Consider the following 19,518-nt stretch of genomic DNA (forward strand, 5'->3'; position numbering starts at 1 on the left):
TCATATGCCACAACAGTTTACCTCTTCTACCTACCACTCCATTTGCGACGAGCTCGGCACAATGGATACTGATTTTTCAGCTGTCATTTCCAGCTACGGCTACCCACCCATGTGGTCTCGACCTAATACGTTCGAAACTTTGGTGCATATTATCCTGGAGCAGCAGGTATCGTTGGCTTCGGCCTTATCAGCATTAAATAAGATGCGGGAACGGGTACAGGAATTGACCCCTGCGAGGATGTTATTGTTAACAGGTGCCGAGTTCCGCGAATGCTATTTCAGTCGACAAAAAACGGCCTATACCCGTTACCTGGCAGATGCTATCCTCAGTGGCCAAATAAATCTCGAAGAATTTAAACAAATGGAAGACGATGACATCCGCAGCCAGCTCTGTGCTCTCAAAGGCATCGGCAACTGGACGGTAGACGTTTACCTGATGTTCGTACTACAGCGCACCGATATATTGCCCCTGGGCGACCTCGCCATCGTAAATGCTATTAAAAGATTGAAAGGGCTACCCAAAGAAACCACCAAAGAAAATCTAGCCACCATTGGAGCACAATGGCAGCCTTACCGAACCGTGGCGAGTATGCTGCTGTGGCATTATTATCTTTCGTCGCCAAAGGCAAAACCGTAGAGACGCAATATTTTGCGTCTCTGAACATGCATGGAATGGCTTTCGCTACAATGCAAACGGGAGACGCAAAATATTGCGTCTCTACAATAAAACAGGGCTGGCCAAATCTCGGCCAGCCCTATACTTTTCAAAAACTCTAAGTTAGCTAACGAAATCAGAGGCCCCTACACGTTAAACAACCCGTTCCGTTCCTGTTCCTGGTAATTTTGTACGGTTTCTATAGCGTTGCTTATTACGTCGCTTAATGCAACGATGAATGCGCCGGGTTTGGCCATGCTCATGGCATGTTTAATGGCATCTATCTCTTTAGGCACAATTTCGTAAGGCGTGTTGCTGCCTTCCGATGCGATGCCCGCTTTCAACAGGTCTAAAATATTTTCTTCGGTGCGGCCACGGAGGTGTTTTTCCTGGCGAAGGATGATGTAATCGAACATTTCGGCTGCTATTTTGCCCAGTTCGATGATGTCCTCATCGCGCCTGTCGCCGGTGCCTGCTATGATGCCTATTTTCAACGGCGAATCGATATGGCTCAGGAACTGCTTGATGCCATTGAAACCATCCGGATTATGCGCAAAATCTATCATGAAGCGGAAATCCTTGAACTCGAAGATGTTCATACGGCCCGGCGTTTGTGCGGCCGATGGGATAAAGGTTTCCAGCGACATTTTGATGTCTTCGGTTTTGAACCCGTGAAGGAAAGTAGCCAGCGTTGCGGCCATCACGTTATCTATCATAAAACCAACCGTACCACCAAAGGTTAGCGGGATAACGATGGTACGCTGTACGCGGATTTTCCAATCGCCTTTTTGTATAGTGATAAAGCCGTTTTCGTGTACGCAAGCAATGCCGCCTTTTTTGCAATGGGCAATCACCACAGGGTTATTCTCGTTGCGGCTAAAGTAAGCCACGTTGCAATCGGCCTTCTTACCAATTTCCACGCAGTACTTATTATCAGCATTCAATACTGCCCAGCCGTCTTTTTTTATGGCGTTGGTCACCACGCTTTTTACGCGGGCGAGGTCGTCAAGGGTATGTATGTCCGACAGACCTAAATGGTCTTCCTGTATGTTGGTGATTACGCCTATATCACAGAAGCTAAAGCCCAGGCCCGAGCGCAGGATGCCGCCCCGTGCTGTCTCCAGTACGGCAAAATCTACCGTTGGGTCTTTTAATATAAACTCGCTGCTTACGGGGCCGGTGGTATCGCCTTTCAGCATCATGGTGTTCTGTACGTAGATACCATCTGATGTAGTGAAGCCTACGCGGTGCCCGTTGTTCTTTACAATGTGGGCTATTAAACGGGTAGTGGTGGTTTTACCGTTGGTGCCGGTAATGGCAATAATGGGTATCCTTGCCGATTTGCCCGGAGGGTACAGCATATCTATCACATGCCCGGCCACGTTGCGCGGCAGGCCTTCGCTTGGTGCGATGTGCATGCGGAAACCAGGTGCGGCGTTCACTTCCAAAACCACGCCGCCGTTTTCTGTTAACGGCTCTGTCAGGTTTTCGGCCATAATATCTATGCCGCAAATGTCCAGACCAATGATTTTAGAGATACGCTCGCAGATGAATACGTTCTGCGGATGCACATGGTCGGTAACATCAACCGAAGTGCCGCCGGTGCTTAGATTAGCGGTGGATTTTACGAACACCTTTTCGCCGGCTGCCGGTACGGTATCTAAGGTATAGCCTTTCTTTTCCAGCAAGTCAAGCGTATCGCGGTCAACGTCAATTAAGGTAAGCACATTCTCGTGCCCGTAGCCGCGCCGCGGGTCGGTGTTTTCTCTATCGATAAGCTCTTGTATAGTGAGCACACCATCGCCTTTTACGTGAGCCGGGTCGCGTAGGGCGGCGGCAACCATTTTATTATCTATCACCAGTACCCTAAAATCGTAGCCAGTGATGTAGCGTTCCACAATTACGCGGCGCGAAATTTTTGCGGCAAATTCATAAGCGGCGATAGCGTCCTCGGTAGTATTGATGTTGATGCTGATGCCTCGGCCATGGTTACCATCCAGCGGTTTAAATACCAGTGGGAAGCCTATCCTGTTAATGGCCTCTACCACCTGCTCGGTACGGCTGATGGTCATGCCTTTGGCAACGGGGATGGCCTGTTCTTGTAGCAGGCGCTTGGTTTCATCCTTATTGCTGGCAATATCCACGGCAATGCTGCTGGTCTTCTCCGTCATGGTGGCGCGGAAACGTACCTGGTTTTTACCGTAGCCCAATTGAACCAGGCTTTGGTTGTTCAACCTTATCCACGGGATATTCCTCGCGATAGCTTCCTCAACAATGGCACCGGTGCTTGGGCCAAGGCGGGTGTTCTCGCGTATCTCGCGCATTTGCTGTATATCTTTCTCCAAATCGTACTCCTCGCCGGCTATCAGCGCTTCGGCTATACGCACGGCAGATTCCGCCGCAAAAACGCCTACTTTTTCTTCCAGGTAAGCAAACACCACATTATAAACGCCAGGCGTCTTAGTTTCGCGGGTACGGCCGAAGCCGGTATCCATCCCCGCAAGGGTTTGTATTTCTAAGGCAATATGCTCAATTACGTGCCCCATCCAGGTGCCCGATATCACACGCTCAAAAAAGCCCCCTGGCACCCCCGGCGAGCAGCGATGATTGTACAGCGATGGCAACAATGCCTTCATGCGCTCGTAAAAGCCAGCAATTTCGTTAGTTGGGCTCTGCTCCATTTCCTGCAGGTCGAGCCGCATTTGTATCAGCTTTTTGCGGTTAACGCTCCAGATGTTGGGCCCGCGCAGTACTTGTATATTTTCTATCTTCATAAGTGGTGATTCAAAACGGATGTGTGAGGTAATAAGTTTTAAATCTAAAAAACTTATCATTCTAATAAAACCTTTGGGCCGAAAAATGCAGTTTTATTAATTAAATCAGCCTGTTTTAATGATTTTTATTTTAATTTGTATAAATTGATTAAGAAAGAGTAAAGAATGGCAAGCCCTAAAGGAAAATTGGTGATAATTGGAGGTGCTGTGGATATGGGCAGTAACGTAAGCGTGCTGGAACATATCATGCAGCCGCATTATATCAAGTTTTTCGAGAAAGGCATCCTGCGCCGCATCATCAACGAATCGGCAAAAAAAGAGGGTTCATCGGTTGAGGTTATCACCACCGCATCGCAGATACCCGAGCTGGTTGGCAACGAATATATCAAAGCCTTTAACCAGCTTAATGTAACCCACGTAAATATCCTGCACATCAAAAGCCGCGAGGATGCAGCCAACCCCGAATACCTCGACCGTATCAGCAAAGCAGATGTAGTGATGTTCAGCGGTGGCGATCAGCTACGCCTAACGGCCATTTTCGGCGGAACGCAATTTTTACAGATACTGAAAAAACGCTATACCAACGAGAACTTCGTTATTGCCGGTACATCAGCAGGTGCTGCAGCGGCATCAACCCACATGATATACCGCGGGCAAAGCAACGAGGCCCTGATAAAAGGAGAGGTGCAGATTACCGCCGGGCTTGGTTTCATCGATTCGGTAATTGTGGATACCCACTTTGTACAACGCGGCCGTATCGGTCGTTTATTATACGCCGTAGCCACAAATCCCGGCATATTAGGCATAGGCCTTGGCGAAGACGCGGGACTGCTGATTACCGAGGGCACCATGATGGAAGCCATCGGCTCGGGGCTGATCATGCTGGTTGATGGCACTAATATTGTAGAAACCAACGTTTATGATGTAGAGATAGGTGATCCTGTTTCTATAGAGAACCTGAAGGTGCATGTAATGTCTATTTTCGATAAATACGACTTGCTGCAGCAACGGATGATCATCAAAAAAACGGTGAGGGTGGAAGATGGCGTGTTCATCACCACCCAGGATAGTAGTAACGATCTTTTACAATGAAGCTAATTATTCACGGCGGTTTTTTTAGCGAGAGCCAAACAAACCAGGAAGTAAAAAAAGCCAAACAGGATGCCCTGCTGGAAATCGTGCACTTGGGCCATAAATACCTGGAGCACCATACCGCTGCCCAAACCGTTGTATATACCGTGCGCCTGCTAGAAGATTGCGACCTTTTTAACGCCGGCACCGGTTCGCAGATACAAAGCGACGGCAAGATCCGTTTAAGCGCCGCCCTGATGGATGGCAAAACCCAAAAGTTTTCGGGCGTGATCAATATAGAGGATGTGCGCAACCCAATTTGCGTTGCCGAAAAATTGATGGAATATGACGACCGTGTGCTGAGCGGCAACGGTGCCTGCGATTTTGCCAAGCAGAATGGCTTCGGATACTACAATACCGAGATACCCCAGCGCCGCAAAGAATACGAGAAAAAACTAAGCGATTCGATACGCCTGGGTACCGTTGGCGCAGTGGCGCTTGATATTTATGGCGATATAGCTGCTGCCACTTCCACAGGGGGTAAAGGCTTCGAGATACCCGGCCGCGTAAGCGATTCGGCAACAACGGCTGGCAATTATGCCAATGCCTTTGCGGGTATATCCTGCACCGGCGTGGGTGAAGACATCGTAAGTGGCTCAGTAGCTACCAAAATAGTTACCCGCGTAACCGATGGCATGCCTTTATCCCTCGCTACAGAAAAAACCCTTGACGAAATGAAGCCCTACGATGGCTTTGCCGGCATTATCGGCATCAGCCAAACGGGCGATATCTATCATGCGGATACACACCCCTACATGGTTTGGGCCCTGCACGATGGTGAAGCGGAGGTGTTTGAATAGGGGTAAATTGCTCCCTGTTTTGTCCAGCTTTTATTTATAGAAATGTGGGGAAAATCATGTGAAATTTCGTCGAACCGGGAAAACCTATCTACCGGTTTGTTGCATCTGCTACTGGCGTAAATTTCCCAAAAACGCCTTCAAAAATCCGCATTTTTCTGTGCTTTTCTGTGTTTTTCCCGCCTTTTTTGGTGTTTTTGGGGTTTTTCCTGCCTGGGCTCAAAAACGGCCTTATTTGCATGGAATGGCGGTTTTTGACTAAATGACCCTTGTACCGGCCGCGAAATCTTGTCCAGTTTTTTCCAGGTTTTGAGCGGGTTCCAGCTATGGTTTTCCAGGAATTTCCAGCTTTGCAGGGGCTGTATTATCCAGGCCTTTCACATCGCTACCGCGAGTTTAGCGCGGCGTAACTCGTGGTGCTCGTTGAGCAAGCTTCCGGCTTGCGTCAGCTGAAAGCTGAACTTGTGCCTACCACGGGCCGGAAGCCCGCGGCAGCCTTATGGTTAAACCGGGCTTATTCAAATTCCGCGTTCAGCGTCATCGAGCTGAAGAAATCTGTTTTTACCACAAACTGGTTTTTGGTGATATCGTCTGCTTTTGTCATTTGTTCGGAACCGCTATAATGGTTATTGAACAGTACATATTCGCCACTGGCGTTTTTCGCAACCAAGCTGATGACGTACTTATAATTATCCAGCACGGTTTTATCCAGCACGACCTTGCCGCTCACGTTTATCTGTAGGGGGGTAGTGGTGTTTTTTGCTACGTTGGCAATTATAGGGCTCGTATAAATGACCGGTGCATTCTGCACTACGCCGTTGGGCAAATACACCTCGTTGCCTTGTAGCTGCTGTATCTTTACGTAGATGTCGGCAGTTTCGGTAAGGGGCCAGCCGGCATCTTTGTACGTGGCATCCGTGTTGTTCCAGTAAACTTCATTTATCACAATGTTTTTCAGCACCCTATCCAGCACAGTAACCTTTTTGGTGCTGGTAACAATGGTGCCATCGACAGCTTTCGCGCTCAGCGTGATGGTATAAGTGCCTGCATTGGGGTACGAAAGCAGCACCTTGCTATCGGCGGATGTGCGGCCATCGCCCAGGTCCCAACTGATAGATGCTGCGTTGGTAGCATTGCTGACTACAGCCGCTGTATCGCCGCTTCCAAGGCTAATGGCTTCTGCCGATGTATTGCGGGCAAAACTGAATCCGGCGGTGGGTTTTGGTGGATTATTTTCTTTTTTGCAGGAGGTAAATATAGCCACAATGGCCAGGGAGAATAAAATTCGTTTCATAGGAGATTTAATGTTTAAGCTAAATTTAGACAGGTTTAGCACGCCAAAGATTAACCAAATGTTAAATTTTTTTGACTCTTTTGTAATTTGCAGTAAATCAGCATCGTACAAATTGTAACGTTTTTGTGGGGATAATTAAACAATACTTACCTTGTTCAACATGAGTAAAAATGCGCTTGTGTAAGAGGTCGAAATATTGCGGCCTCGTCCGCGTTATGAATTAGCTCGCCCCCGGTTGTTGTATAGCTATGTGGCGGCCATATACCAAAGCGCCTAAAAAAACGTTAGAAAGCGTCGCCCGTTAATTGAGGCAGGTAGCACAAGTTAACCCTATTTGGAAATCCTGAAATTTGTAGTATCTTTACATACTAGTTAATTTAATTGTCTTCGGGCGAAAAAATCTTAAATGAAATACCTGATTATTGTACTTCTTTGCGCTTGCAACCTTTCGGCTTCGGCCCAGTGGTGGCGGGGCGATTTCAAAAAGCACAAACGGTATCCGCTCATCGTGCAGTCTAAAATTCACTCCGTGCAACGCCTACCCAAATTCACCATGGCCAAAACCACGGTACAGGTTAAGCAGGTACAGCGCAGTGCGTATAATCTCGAACTCTGCGAAAAAGAGGTAATCAAAGCCGCCCAGCACCATATGCGTTACCGCGAATACGCCATGGCCAGTTATAGTTTTAGCGAACTGGCGCAGCTGTACGTGCAGGAGAACCGCCTTTCAGAAGCCAAATGGTATTACCTGCAGAGCATCCGCCTATCCAAAATACAAGCCGATGATGGGCACACCATCGTAAGCCTGATAGCACTCGCCATGGTAAAAGCCGATTTGGGCGACCTGCCACAGGCACAGCAGGATCTTGCAGAGGCGCGCCGCATTGCCTTTACTACGGGCCGCAACGCCGAGGTGCAGTTCATAGATAAGAAGATAGCCTACGTAAAAAGCAACAAGGTGTGGCTATCCAAAGCCGACCTCCGCTACGCCGAAACCGCCCAATTGCCGGCCAAATCAAAATAAATGCTTTAATACCGCGTTAATGTAACATTTACGTAAAATGCGGGTCGTATAATAAAACAACCCAAACATTATTGTAATATTGTTATTCAATATATTAGCGGGACGGCTTTGTGGCTGTCTCTTTTTTTATAAAGCGAAATTAAACCAGGCACTCGTATTGATGTTTCACCAAAGTCCCGACTTAACTACTGTAAAGGATATGTTTAAAAAATGTTATTTAATGCTGGCATTAGCGGCTGCGCTGGCCTGCAACGCCTCGCCCACTAAACCGGCAATAATGAAAAAAGCCGGGCCGAACGATTTGCAGCCAGATGAGCAGCAGAGCGTGGTATTGAAAACCGTAGCCGGTATGGTAAGCACCTATAATTACAAAAAGGTGCCCCTTAACGATTCTATTTCGGCTATCATCTATACCGAATACCTTAAAAAGATAGACGAAAACCATAATTACCTCACCGCCGGCGACGTAAAGGAATTCGAACAATTCAAAACCGTTTTAGACGATGACATCAAGAACGGCGACCTTAGCCACGTGTTCTACATATTCAACGTTTTCCAGAAAAGGTACACCGAGTATGTGAACTTCTCTATCGCGCAGCTGAGCAAGCCGATGGACTTCACCAAGAACGACACTTTTACTTACGACCGCGAGAAACTGCCTTTCGCAGCAAACGAGAACGAATTGCACGAGCAATGGGCACAACGCGTAAAATACGACCTGCTTAACCTTAAACTGGCCGGCAAAGAGCTTGAAGCAAATAAAGAAACGCTGAAAAAGCGTTACAGCGGCGTGCTGTCGCAATCTAACAAGTTGAACAGCAACGATGTGTTCCAGGTATTTATGGATGCCTTTACCGGCGCTATAGACCCGCACACCAATTACTTTATACCATCGGCTGCGGCTGCGTTCAATATCGATATCTCCCGTTCGCTGGAGGGTATCGGCGCTACGCTGCAATCGCAAAACGAATATGTTACGGTTACGTCTATAGTGCCCGGCGGCCCGGCAGATAAAAGCAAGCAATTGGCAGTAGACGAACGCATCATAGGCGTTGCGCAGGGCAAAACCGGCGAGTTCCAGGATGTTGTGGGCTGGAGGATAGAGAACGCAATCGCGCTTATCCGTGGCACCAAGGGTACAATAGTGCGTTTGCAGATACTGCCAAAAGGCACCGGCGCAACCGTAAAACCACGTGTGCTTGAGCTGGTTCGCGAAAAGATCATCCTGAAGGATATCTCGGCAAAAAAAGAAATACGCACCTACAACTCCAATGGTAAAATAGTTAAGATAGGCATCATCAATGTGCCGGCTTTCTACATCGATTTTAATGATTACAAATCGGGCAACCCCAATTACAAAAGCACCACCCGCGATGTAAGGCTGATATTGGACACCCTTAAACGCGAAGGCGTAGACGGCGTAGTGTTAGACCTTCGCCAAAACGGCGGCGGCTCGCTAATGGAAGCTACCGAGCTTACCGGCCTGTTTATCAAAACCGGGCCCGTGGTACAGGTTAGGGACCCACGCAACCAGGTAGAACTTGAAAAAGACGATGACCCCGCCGTTGCTTATGGCGGCCCGCTGGCAGTACTGGTAGACAGGTTCAGCGCATCGGCCTCTGAGATATTCTCGGGCGCAATACAAGATTATGGCCGCGGCCTTATCATCGGTACCCAAACTTACGGTAAGGGTTCGGTACAACGCATTATAGACCTCGACCAGGTGATAAGCCCATCCATCAAAGATCGCCTTGCCAAACTGATGGGCAAGCAATCAACCGTTGCTACGGGTAGCCAAAACAAATTCGGGCAACTTAATTTAACCATCGGCAAGTTCTACCGCATCAGCGGTGGTTCTACCCAGCATAAAGGCGTACTGCCCGATATCGAGTTCCCGTCGGTTATCCCGATTGATAAATACGGCGAAGACACCGAGCCATCGGCTATGCCTTACGATGTTATCGATAAAACGGATTACACCAGGGTAGGCGATTTTACCGCGATAATACCGCAGCTTAAAAAACTGCACGACCAGCGTATGAGCAGCAGCGATAGCTTTAAATACCTGTTGCAGGATATTGCCGATATGAAAGCCCGCGACAACGAAGTAAGCGTTACCCTGAACGAAGCACAACTGAGGCTAAAACGCGATGCCGACGAAAAGAAAGCCCTTGAGCAGAACAACCTGCGCCGCGTAGCCATGGGCTTGCCGCCATTGAAAAAAGGCGACACCAAGCCTAAAAACGAGGACCTGGACTTTTTGAAACGCGAAGCAGGCCAGATACTGACAGATTACCTCACGCTTGATAACAAGGTAAGCACCACCATTAAATAAGTGCTTCTAAATAAATAGCAAAAGCCCCGTTCAGGATTACTGAGCGGGGCTTTTGTTTAGAACATCGCGGTCAACATGCCGTCAACTGTTTTTTGTTCGGGTTGATTCGGAGCCTTGGTCGCTGCATAAATCAACAGAGCACTAACGGTAAACTTCCGCCGCCAGTAAGGAAGCAATGCTAATACGGCATTGCTTCCTTACCCAAAATCGCACGTTTATTCAGATAGGAAAAATTACCAAGGCTGGCCGGAGGTGTTTTGAGTGTCAATAAGCTAACGAAAATGTCGCCGGTACATCATATTCAGATGCTACCGGCTTTCCACTGCGCATTGCGGGCAACCATTCTCCATTGGCTGCCATAACAGCAGCCAGCGCCGATTCATCCAACCCGTAGCCAAGTGCTTTTATAACCCGGTAATTTGACACCTTGCCATCGACACCAACCGTGAATGAAATAATTACAGTGCCTCTTTTAAGAGCCTCCCTTGCAGCAGCGGGATATTTCATCTCCTGCCCTATAATGTTTTTAAAGGTTGCCTCACCATCTAAGTAAACTGGTCTCCTATCCGGTTGAGAAAGTGTTGTATCGCGGCCATTTATCACCCGGTACAACATGGAGGTGTCCGTTGCCGATGATTTAAACGTCAGCAATGATTTATTTGTATAATCGTATTGTACCTGTATTTGGTTTTGGCTGTCGTAAGCTGTCCAGGTTCCGGTCTTTTTATCGGCTTTATATTTTCCTTCTAAAAGTAATTTATTGCCATAGGCATACATGCGCCACAAGCTATCCTTCAGGTTGTTTTTATAAAAGCCGTCAACTCTTAAATAACCCTGGAAAAATCCGTAAACTTTATACTCGCCTTCCTTAATATCATGGTTTTTTTCCAACACATAATATTTCTCAATGCGGTTATGATCCCGGTCTTCCGTTACAATTTGTTTGGTTTGCGCCGATACGACGAAAGGCAGAAAGCTTAATAGTATGAGCAGTTTAGGTTTCATTCTATAAAGATAGCTTTTGCGCGCCAAATAAAAAAGCCCCAACATTTCTGCTGAGGCTTCTAAAAATTCCGCTGCTTTAAGCGTTATTGTTTTGGCATCCTGCGCATCATGTTGGCCATGGCTGCCGGGTTGCTCATTTGCTTCATTACCTTTTTCATATCGTCGAATTGCTTCATCAGGCGGTTAACTTCGGCAAGGTCGCTGCCCGATCCTTTGGCAATGCGCATACGGCGGCTTGGGCTAATGATATCGGGGTTCTCTTTCTCTTTCGGCGTCATGCTCTGGATAATGGCTTCTATGCCTTTAAAGGCATCATCGCTCACTTCTACATCTTTCATCATTTTGCCAACGCCGGGTATCATGCCCATCAGATCTTTCATGTTACCCATTTTCTTGATCTGCTGTATCTGGCTGTAAAAGTCGTTAAAGTCGAACTTGTTCTTGCGTATCTTCTTTTGCAGCTCGGCAGCTTCCTTCTCGTCGAACTGCTGCTGCGCGCGCTCCACTAAGGATACCACGTCGCCCATGCCCAGTATACGCGATGCCATACGATCCGGGTGGAAAACATCCAGTGCTTCCATCTTTTCGCCCGTACCTATGAATTTTATTGGCTTGTTTACAACCGATTTGATAGACAACGCCGCACCACCTCGGGTATCACCATCAAGCTTGGTAAGCACAACGCCGGTAAAGTCGAGCCTGTCGTTGAATACCTTAGCGGTATTCACGGCATCCTGGCCGGTCATGCTATCTACTACGAACAGTATTTCCTGCGGTTTAGTGGCGGCTTTTACGCGCTCTATCTCCTGCATCATGGCCTCGTCTATAGCTAAACGGCCGGCGGTATCTATTATCACCACGTTGTTACCGTCGCGCTTGGCCTGGGCTATACCTTCTAATGCAATAGCAACCGGGTCTTTCGATTCGCGGTTAGCATAAACAGGTACGCCTATCTGCTGGCCTAATACCTGCAATTGGTCTATCGCCGCAGGGCGGTAAATATCATCGGCAACCAGTAAGGGCTTTTTGTTCTTTTGTGTTTTAAGGTAGTTGGCCAGCTTGCCGGTAAAGGTGGTTTTACCCGCACCGTTCAACCCGGCAATCAGGATGATGGTAGGCGATGCTTTAAGCTCCAGTTCGGCAGTGGTGCCGCCCATCAGCTCGGTAAGCTCATCGTTCATGAGCTTGGTAAGCAATTGCCCCGGCGAAATAGAGGTAAGCACGTTTGCGCCTATGGCCTTGGTGCGCACATCATCGGTAAATGCTTTGGCGGTTTTATAGTTAACGTCGGCATCTAAAAGGGCCTTACGTATCTCTTTCATGGTTTCGGCTACGTTTATTTCCGTAATCGAGCCTTGTCCTTTTAGTACTTTAAACGCCCTATCGAGCTTATCTGATAAATTTTCAAACATTATACAATCCTAATTTTTGAGGATACAAAGGTATGATTTTGAAGCAGAAACCCGTTCTACTAAAATGAAAATCAGCTCCCCTTTATCAATTTCGAAACCTCGCTATTAAAATTGGCTTTGTTTATGCCGGTAAGTTTTTCCAGGACTTTAAAATAATTTGCGTCGCCGGCTTCTCTTTTACCGCAGCCCAACAATTCCATCACTGCTTCAAAACCCTTTTCCTTTTCAAGTTTTTGTACGATAAGCGCGTTGATCATGTAGGATATCTTGAAAATCTTGCCGCCATCATTATAGTAGTTTTTCCCGTCCTGGTATAATTGCAGCCAATCGGCGTTGGGGTTATCTTTTACGTAAGTATTAAACATTGCCGAAACCTCGGGCCAGCTTTTGCCCCAGCTACCGCCATAAAGGTACGCGCAGCCCTCATCTACTGGCCGGTTGATGATATCGCTGCTCATCACGGTGCGCAGCCTGTCGTGAAACAGGTCGTGGGGATCGAACCGGTTTTTTACCGAGCTCCAGCCATTGATGATAAGGTCGGTGTTGTTTTCATCCGCGCCTAACTGGTTGCTTACCATGCCGGCGTTGTCTGCCATGTATTCTATACCTAGTAGCTGTTGTACTTCTAAAAAATCCGCACAATAATAAAGCACGACCGGTTTTTTGGTGTTGAGCTTTTTATTGTAAAGTGCTACCATCCTTATAAACTCCTTCGCGTCGGTGGATGACAGGGTGTCCCTATAGTGAAAAGATACTACGCCATGGCTTTTAACTTTCCAGGAACTTGTGTTTTGCCTGAGCGGCGAATAAAAGTAAAACCGTCCGTCTACTTGTTTAGCCAGTACTTTAAAGCTTGCCCTTGTTAGCGGTGTATCGCCGGCCACACCGATATAGGAGAACTGTACAGCATAGCGGCCTTCACCCTGTTTCACAACATTGGTGAGGTATGGCCTATAGAAACCCGCCGCTTTGAGTGTTACATTTTGCTCTATCCCTTTCATTTCATCCAGCAAGGCCGATGTTGCCAAAAGCTCTTCTTTTAGCACGAAGGGGTTGTCCTTATTCGGTTTTTCTTTTTTGGCGAGGAAGCCGTTTAACGCGCTTATCAATTGTTTGGTAAGGGTGTCTTGCGGCAACTTAACATTATTGGGTATGATTAGGCCTGTATCTTGCGCAAAGCTGGTCGAAGTGGTGAACGCTAAAAGCAAGCAGGTAGTAAAGGCCGATAGTTTAAAATTCATTGCGATGAAATGGGTGCTGTTAAAGTACTTAATTCATTACAAATCGCCCACTTCCCTGTCTTTATTATTTCAAAGGCTCAAATGTGTATATAACACGCAGCTTGCGGTCGTCTTTTTTCAGTATATCCTTATCGTAGTTATACCAGCCATCCTGCGGCCCGCCCTGCCCCTGATTAAGGTGGACCATAAATGCCCCGTCCGTATTCCGGTAACCATCAATCACAACCGAATGCCCGAAATTTTTAAGGTTGGCAAAATGCAGGAACACGGGGCGTTTGTTGCTGATTTCGTTCATAATAATGCGCTCTTGCTTGCCGGCAGTATAGGGGAGCAAATGCTGCCAGGATATATACCGGCTTACTTTTACTTTATAATGCTGCTCTAAAAGGCTTGCGGGGGCAAGCTTGTGCATGTAATTATCGGTGCCGAAATCTTTTTGGATGGCCAACGCGGCGTAGTAGTTATACCTCGCCAGCTCTGCCACCTGCTCTTTGCCAGTACTGTTATCTATCCGGCTTGCCAGTTTATCTATGCTGATGGCCGCGCTATCGATATCTTCGTTTATCCGGTAACCCTTGCTGGAGATGTACGCTACGTGGCCAAACGGTTTCAGGCGGTGAAAACACATAATCTGTGCCAGGGCGGTGCTCCAGCAGCCCAACCGCATTTTATCCGGCGTACAACTTTCAAAGCCGCCCATTTGCTGCCAGTGGGTTTTTATGAATACGCTATCGGCTTGGGGAACCGTATCTGTAACCGGGATAAGCGCGGTTGCGGCGAATACATAGCCGGTACATAATATAGCCAGCGATACTAAAATAATCTTGATTGCCTTTTTCATGTTCTTTGTTTTTAGGCAAATCAAGGGCAAACCGGATTCTACGTCCTCTCAAAACAGGTAATGAGAGCAAATAAAGCAGATTAAGAAAGTAGAGGAGCTGTCGGTGGGGCGTGTATTTTTGTTTTAACGAGATAGCTCTTCGGCGACTCTCCCGTTGCTGCTTTGAATATCCGGTAAAAGCTGGCTTCGGAATTAAAGCCGCTTTCTAGCGCAATGCCAAGGATAGATAGGTGACTGAGTTTTTTATCGGCCAACTTTTGCTTTACCTCTTCCACGCGGTATTGGTTTATTAACGACCGGAAAGGTATACCAAACCCTTTATTGATGGCTTCGGAAACTAAAGACGGGGAGCTTTTTATATAAGAGGCCAGCACATCTAATGTGAGCTCATTATTTAAAAATATCTTTTCCTTTTCGAGTGCAAACCTTATCATTTCCTTTGCTGCGGCAAGTTCGGCATCGGTGTATTTAAATTTCGGCGCTTCCGCTAAACCGGCCTTTTCTTCGCCTGGCATGGCTGCAAGTAACCCATCCTTTTGCTGGTACGATTTAATGGCGATATAATAGATGAGCCCCGATAGGTAAACATAAAACACTTCCCAATGCAAAAAATGGCGCTTGTTGAAATGAAAAACCTGGTCGAGCAGGATGTTGGCCATTAGCCCGGCACCCAATATGCCGGTAAGCAGCAACACATTCTTCAGCCAGGTAAATGTTGGGTAAGCGGTGCCAGATATGTTTTTATACAGCCAGCCCCGGTAACGCTGCACCAGCCTAAAACTCAGCAACCCATAAAAAATGCCGCTGATAACCGACAGCACATCTTCTACCGATTTAACCTGGTTAAAATATAATCGCCCGGCCATGGCGTCTTTAGCACTTAGTCCGCTTACCGGTAGCGCCGCTATATAAACCGCTATGGCGTGCAGCATAAGCAACATCGGGGGCATGAGATGCAACAGTTGCCTGCCCCGGAGCTTGAATTTGGGCCCGACAAGCGCTACCACATACAGATACAGCAAGGGCTGGATAAGCAGATCGATAGCTAATGGAAAATAGCGTAGCAGGGGCTCGTCCCAAAGCCCGAGGGTGTGGAGTATGATTTTAAAACTGAGCAGACTAAATACTAATAGCATTGCCGCTAAAAGCCTCGTGGCTGTGTTGCTGTTTTTAACCCGTAGCAGCAATACCGAGGAGACAATGCCCTGCAGAATGCCGAACAACACAATTACGTCAAACCATTTAAAGTTCATTTTTATGGGTGAGGAGGCGTAAAAATACGCATTATCTGTGGCATCAAACGCCCCCTAAAAGTGCAAAACAAGGCCATATTTTGCGTTTATCCATCTGAGGAGCATGTTTTTTTGTGGCTTATTTAACATATAGCCAACTATTTAACATCTCTTAACCAATATTTAACAGTTGATATTGTAACGTTTGGCAAACTTCGCACATCTTATAGGAACTATTAGCTCCCCAATTATGAAGGCACTTGTACTCGCCATATCCCTTTCTGCAATAACTTTAACAGCTTTCTCGCAAAAGGCAAAGAAAACCCTTGTGGCCACAAAAACGGAAATGCCGCCAAAACTGGATGGCTTGCTTGATGATAAAGCCTGGCAAAACGTACCCATAGCAACCGATTTTGTGGAACTGCAGCCTAATGCCGGCACGCACGAAAAGCCCGAAGAACGCACCGAAGTAAAAATAATTTACGATAATAACGCGATCTACATTGGTGCCCGTATGTACGAAACCAGTGGCGACAAAGTAGCCAAAGAAATAGCCACGCGCGATAATGTGGGCAACGCCGATTTTATAGGCGTAATTTTCGATACCTACCAGGACGGTATCAACGGTAGCGGCTTCTTCGTTACATCGGCCAATAGCCAGTTTGATGCCAAATACGCCCCGAACCCCAATGGCAACAACGAGGACCCCAACTGGAACGCTGTTTGGACCAGCAAAGTACAGCTAAACGATCACGGCTGGACCGCCGAGATGCGCATCCCTTATTCTGCTTTACGTTTTGCCAAAAAGGATATACAAACCTGGGGGATGAACCTCATTCGCAAACGCCAACGCATCCAGCAACAATTATGGTGGAACGAGATTGACCCCAAAATGAACGGCTTTATTAACCAGGAAGGTGTATTAACCGGCTTAGAGAAATTAGATCCGCCCGTACGCCTGGCTTTCTATCCCTATTTTTCTACCTATGTAAACCATTACCCCTACAACACCGCCGGTGTGCCCAATACCAAGGCTTCGGTGAATGGCGGCATGGATGTTAAATACGGCATTAACGATGCCTTCACGCTCGATTTAACGCTGATACCCGATTTTGGACAGGTACAGTCAGATAATAAGGTCCTTAACCTTACGCCATTCGAGGTAAAATATAATGAGAACCGTCCCTTTTTTACCGAGGGTACCGAGCTATTCAACAAGGGCAACCTGTTCTATTCGCGGCGCGTTGGGGGTACGCCTATCAACTATGGAGCGGCTTACAACAACCTCGCGCCCGGCGAAGAGGTGATAAGCAACCCTACCGAAACCAAACTGCTTAACGCCTTTAAGTTTTCGGGGCGTACGGCAAAGGGGTTGGGCATCGGGGTGTTTAACGCTATCACCAACAGTGCCTACGCAACCATCGAAGACGGGCAGGGCAACCGACGCAGAGTGCAAACCAGCCCGGTGGTAAACTACAACATCATCGTACTCGATCAGAACCTTAAGAACAACTCGGCCATTACGTTCATCAACACCAACGTAACCCGTTTTGATAAAAACCAATCGGCCGATGTTGGAGGCTTTGTATATAACCTCAATAACAAAAAGAACACCTACAATTTGCAGGGTTTCGCCATGTTGAGTAACCAATATGGTGGCGGACAGGAAACCAATACCGGCTACAGCTACGAGGTTTTTGGGGGCAAATCGTCCGGTAACTTTACGTGGAATATTGGTGAGGACCTGGTAAGCAAAAACTATCAACAAAACGATCTTAGCTACCTGCAAAACCCCAACTTTTTAGACCACAACCTCAACCTGCAATATACTAACTACAAGCCCAAGCACTTATTTACCCAATACGGCGTGTGGACTAATACCTACTACTCGCGTATGGTAACTCCGTCCTACTTTCAGTATTTTAACCAGAATTTTGGCGGATTTGGCTCCTTTAAGAACCTGTGGCAGGTGAATATTAATGCCCATTATCGGGTAGAGGGGAACGATTTTTACGAAGCCCATGTTGAAGACCAGGTGTTTAAAAGACCCGAAAACTTTGTTTTGAACTGGAACCTGTCTACCAACAGATCAAAGATGTTCTCGGGTGGCTTTTGGTACTCAGACCAATGGGTGAATAATGGCTTCCACGGCCATGGCAACGATCTGGAGCTGTTTTTTAATCTGCGGCTAAGCAATAAATTCTCTTTCGGCGAAGATGTAACCATCAGCCCGCGCATCAATTATACCGGTTTCGCCACGTTTGATAACCAGGCAAGGCCGCAACCAATATTTGCCCTGCGCGATGTGCACACCGTTGAAAACATCTTTAGCCTTAAATACACCTTCAGCGGCACTATGGGACTTAACCTTCGGTTGAGGCACTATTGGAGCAAGGTGAACTATAAGGATTTCTTCGGCGTAAACAAAGACGGTTACCTGACCGCCCCAATATCAAATGATTTCAATCATGACATTAACCAGAATCTCAACCTCTGGAATATCGACATGATTTATGTATGGCAGTTTACTCCCGGTAGCGAACTCAGCTTATCCTGGAAAAACTCTACGGTAACCAGCTCGAGCAGGGTAGACAGAGACTATTTCGAAAACCTGAACGATACTTTTAGCGCGCTAAAAAACAACAACTTCTCGTTGAAGATATTGTACTATGTGGATTTCCAAAGTTTAAGAAAACATCATACAAAAGGGTAAATCTTCCATAAACAGAAAAACCGGCTGATGGCCGGTTTGGTTCCGTTACGGGAACCTGTACAATATCCCCAATGACAGGCCTTCGGTGCCTTGTATATCGCTCGAAGTATTCTTATCGAAGAGCAGCGTTCCGTTTATAGATACGTTGATGAGGCGGTTTACCTTTGCGGCAAGCACGGCATCCAATCTGTGCCTAACATAATCGAGCGGCTTGCCGTAGGGTACAAACATATCGTAACGGGCGTTGAGGTGCATATTCTTGGCAATGTCTTTATCAAAAATGGCCACCATCTGGAACGCGATATCCGTATGAATGGTTTTGCCGGGCGTAACGCCGTAGTTGCCCGGGTTATTGTGGTATATAGTAGTATCTAAAACGAAGGTTTGGCGGGCCGTGCCTGTACCTAAACGTAAATCAAAATACTTAGCCGGCTTATATTCAAAACCGATCGACTCTGTTAAATACCCCGGCGACATCAGGTTAGATATCAACACCGGCGGGTTTACGCCTGCTGCATCGTACTGGAAACCTTTATCAAACTGCGATTCGAAGCTTAACGACCCAAAGAAGAACCAATGCGCAGACATCTGCGTGGCCACCTTATTATCCAAAAAGATACGGTCGTTTGTTTTGCGCGCACCCTGGCCCTTGTTTTTAGATTTGCCGTAGAGCAGATTTAATTCGGTAGCGTAGCTAAAAGGAGCCTTATTATACTCGGTACGGAATATTAAATTAGTACCCAAAGCAATGGCAGTAACCCCACCCGCGCTGTAGTTGTTGCTGAAGGCCGCCTGGTTAAAGTTTACGCCAAGGGTAATAAACCTGCGCCAGTAGCTCACTTTATAATCAAGCATGGTTACGGGGATCAGCTCTTGCTGTATCTGTATGGGCCTGGTTGGCACCGGTATTGAATTGGGTCGCGGCGTAATGCGGTATCTGTTCAATAAATTGGTGTCTATTTTTACGGTGTCCCGTTTCACGGTATCGGTTGTTTGGGCGTTGGCACTCAACGCAATTGACAGGGACAGTAGGAAAAAGAAGCTAAAGCCGGTTTTCAACATAA

Annotated in this window: 14 protein-coding genes; 6 read left to right on the plus strand and 8 right to left on the minus strand. The window is 47.1% G+C overall.

What is annotated here, in order from left to right; all coding sequences use genetic code 11:
• Positions 1-4: 4 nt before the first annotated feature.
• Positions 5-637, plus strand: a complete 633-nt coding sequence (locus AC1DXC_RS03670; protein ID WP_477457781.1) for a DNA-3-methyladenine glycosylase family protein — start codon at positions 5-7, stop codon at positions 635-637.
• Between the two features lie 164 nt (positions 638-801).
• On the opposite strand, the gene cphA is transcribed toward AC1DXC_RS03670, so the two are convergent.
• Complete coding sequence (gene cphA, locus AC1DXC_RS03675) at positions 802-3,429, minus strand: cyanophycin synthetase (RefSeq protein ID WP_477457782.1); 2,628 nt, start codon at positions 3,427-3,429, stop codon at positions 802-804.
• 165 nt (positions 3,430-3,594) lie between these two features.
• On the opposite strand from cphA, the gene AC1DXC_RS03680 reads away from it, so the two are divergent.
• Together AC1DXC_RS03680 and AC1DXC_RS03685 are read left to right on the plus strand one after the other, a co-directional pair.
• Entirely contained in the window at positions 3,595-4,521 is a 927-nt protein-coding gene (locus AC1DXC_RS03680) for a cyanophycinase (RefSeq protein WP_477457783.1), read from the plus strand.
• The gene (locus AC1DXC_RS03685; RefSeq protein ID WP_477457784.1) at positions 4,518-5,360 is read left to right on the plus strand and encodes an isoaspartyl peptidase/L-asparaginase; all 843 of its coding nucleotides are present in this window, start codon (positions 4,518-4,520) and stop codon (positions 5,358-5,360) included. Before AC1DXC_RS03680 ends, AC1DXC_RS03685 begins: the two co-directional genes overlap by 4 nt.
• 511 nt (positions 5,361-5,871) lie before the next feature.
• Here the strand turns inward: AC1DXC_RS03685 and AC1DXC_RS03690 are convergent.
• Positions 5,872-6,651: a PKD domain-containing protein gene (locus tag AC1DXC_RS03690; RefSeq protein WP_477457785.1), complete on the minus strand. Its 780-nt coding sequence runs from the start codon at positions 6,649-6,651 to the stop codon at positions 5,872-5,874.
• A 406-nt stretch (positions 6,652-7,057) separates the two neighbouring features.
• Between AC1DXC_RS03690 and AC1DXC_RS03695 the strand changes: the two genes are divergently transcribed.
• Together AC1DXC_RS03695 and AC1DXC_RS03700 are read left to right on the plus strand one after the other, a co-directional pair.
• Positions 7,058-7,675 carry a hypothetical protein gene (locus AC1DXC_RS03695; protein WP_477457786.1) on the plus strand — a complete coding sequence of 206 codons (618 nt, stop codon included), beginning with the start codon at positions 7,058-7,060 and terminating at the stop codon, positions 7,673-7,675.
• Between the two features lie 199 nt (positions 7,676-7,874).
• Positions 7,875-10,010: a carboxy terminal-processing peptidase gene (locus tag AC1DXC_RS03700; RefSeq protein WP_477457787.1), complete on the plus strand. Its 2,136-nt coding sequence runs from the start codon at positions 7,875-7,877 to the stop codon at positions 10,008-10,010.
• A 264-nt stretch (positions 10,011-10,274) separates the two neighbouring features.
• On the opposite strand, the gene AC1DXC_RS03705 is transcribed toward AC1DXC_RS03700, so the two are convergent.
• The 5 genes from AC1DXC_RS03705 to AC1DXC_RS03725 form a co-directional block, all read right to left on the minus strand.
• On the minus strand, positions 10,275-11,015 hold the full coding sequence (locus AC1DXC_RS03705) for a TonB family protein (protein WP_477457788.1): 741 nt from the start codon (positions 11,013-11,015) through the stop codon (positions 10,275-10,277).
• 83 nt (positions 11,016-11,098) lie between these two features.
• Positions 11,099-12,427, minus strand: coding sequence for a signal recognition particle protein (ffh, locus tag AC1DXC_RS03710; protein WP_477457789.1), 1,329 nt, complete (start codon positions 12,425-12,427; stop codon positions 11,099-11,101).
• A 71-nt stretch (positions 12,428-12,498) separates the two neighbouring features.
• Positions 12,499-13,668, minus strand: coding sequence for a hypothetical protein (locus AC1DXC_RS03715; RefSeq protein ID WP_477457790.1), 1,170 nt, complete (start codon positions 13,666-13,668; stop codon positions 12,499-12,501).
• A gap of 64 nt (positions 13,669-13,732) precedes the next feature.
• On the minus strand, positions 13,733-14,509 hold the full coding sequence (locus tag AC1DXC_RS03720; protein ID WP_477457791.1) for a C10 family peptidase: 777 nt from the start codon (positions 14,507-14,509) through the stop codon (positions 13,733-13,735).
• An 80-nt stretch (positions 14,510-14,589) separates the two neighbouring features.
• Complete coding sequence (locus AC1DXC_RS03725) at positions 14,590-15,762, minus strand: helix-turn-helix domain-containing protein (protein WP_477457792.1); 1,173 nt, start codon at positions 15,760-15,762, stop codon at positions 14,590-14,592.
• A gap of 229 nt (positions 15,763-15,991) precedes the next feature.
• On the opposite strand from AC1DXC_RS03725, the gene AC1DXC_RS03730 reads away from it, so the two are divergent.
• Positions 15,992-18,454 (plus strand): DUF5916 domain-containing protein, encoded by a 2,463-nt coding sequence (locus AC1DXC_RS03730; RefSeq protein ID WP_477457793.1) that lies wholly within the window; start codon positions 15,992-15,994, stop codon positions 18,452-18,454.
• A gap of 45 nt (positions 18,455-18,499) precedes the next feature.
• On the opposite strand, the gene AC1DXC_RS03735 is transcribed toward AC1DXC_RS03730, so the two are convergent.
• Entirely contained in the window at positions 18,500-19,516 is a 1,017-nt protein-coding gene (locus AC1DXC_RS03735) for a DUF3078 domain-containing protein (protein WP_477457794.1), read from the minus strand.
• Positions 19,517-19,518: the final 2 nt, after the last annotated feature.

Source organism: Mucilaginibacter sp. P2_D11, assembly GCF_056404435.1.

Coding starts and splice junctions, on each gene's coding strand:
- AC1DXC_RS03685 (WP_477457784.1), top strand. CDS start 4,518: ATGAAGCTAATTATTCACGGCGGTTTTTTTAGCGAGAGCCAAACAAAC.
- AC1DXC_RS03695 (WP_477457786.1), top strand. CDS start 7,058: ATGAAATACCTGATTATTGTACTTCTTTGCGCTTGCAACCTTTCGGCT.
- AC1DXC_RS03730 (WP_477457793.1), top strand. CDS start 15,992: ATGAAGGCACTTGTACTCGCCATATCCCTTTCTGCAATAACTTTAACA.
- AC1DXC_RS03705 (WP_477457788.1), bottom strand. CDS start 11,015: ATGAAACCTAAACTGCTCATACTATTAAGCTTTCTGCCTTTCGTCGTA.
- AC1DXC_RS03735 (WP_477457794.1), bottom strand. CDS start 19,516: ATGTTGAAAACCGGCTTTAGCTTCTTTTTCCTACTGTCCCTGTCAATT.
- AC1DXC_RS03725 (WP_477457792.1), bottom strand. CDS start 15,762: ATGAACTTTAAATGGTTTGACGTAATTGTGTTGTTCGGCATTCTGCAG.
- AC1DXC_RS03720 (WP_477457791.1), bottom strand. CDS start 14,509: ATGAAAAAGGCAATCAAGATTATTTTAGTATCGCTGGCTATATTATGT.
- AC1DXC_RS03680 (WP_477457783.1), top strand. CDS start 3,595: ATGGCAAGCCCTAAAGGAAAATTGGTGATAATTGGAGGTGCTGTGGAT.
- AC1DXC_RS03690 (WP_477457785.1), bottom strand. CDS start 6,651: ATGAAACGAATTTTATTCTCCCTGGCCATTGTGGCTATATTTACCTCC.
- AC1DXC_RS03715 (WP_477457790.1), bottom strand. CDS start 13,668: ATGAATTTTAAACTATCGGCCTTTACTACCTGCTTGCTTTTAGCGTTC.
- ffh (WP_477457789.1), bottom strand. CDS start 12,427: ATGTTTGAAAATTTATCAGATAAGCTCGATAGGGCGTTTAAAGTACTA.
- AC1DXC_RS03670 (WP_477457781.1), top strand. CDS start 5: ATGCCACAACAGTTTACCTCTTCTACCTACCACTCCATTTGCGACGAG.
- AC1DXC_RS03700 (WP_477457787.1), top strand. CDS start 7,875: ATGTTTAAAAAATGTTATTTAATGCTGGCATTAGCGGCTGCGCTGGCC.
- cphA (WP_477457782.1), bottom strand. CDS start 3,429: ATGAAGATAGAAAATATACAAGTACTGCGCGGGCCCAACATCTGGAGC.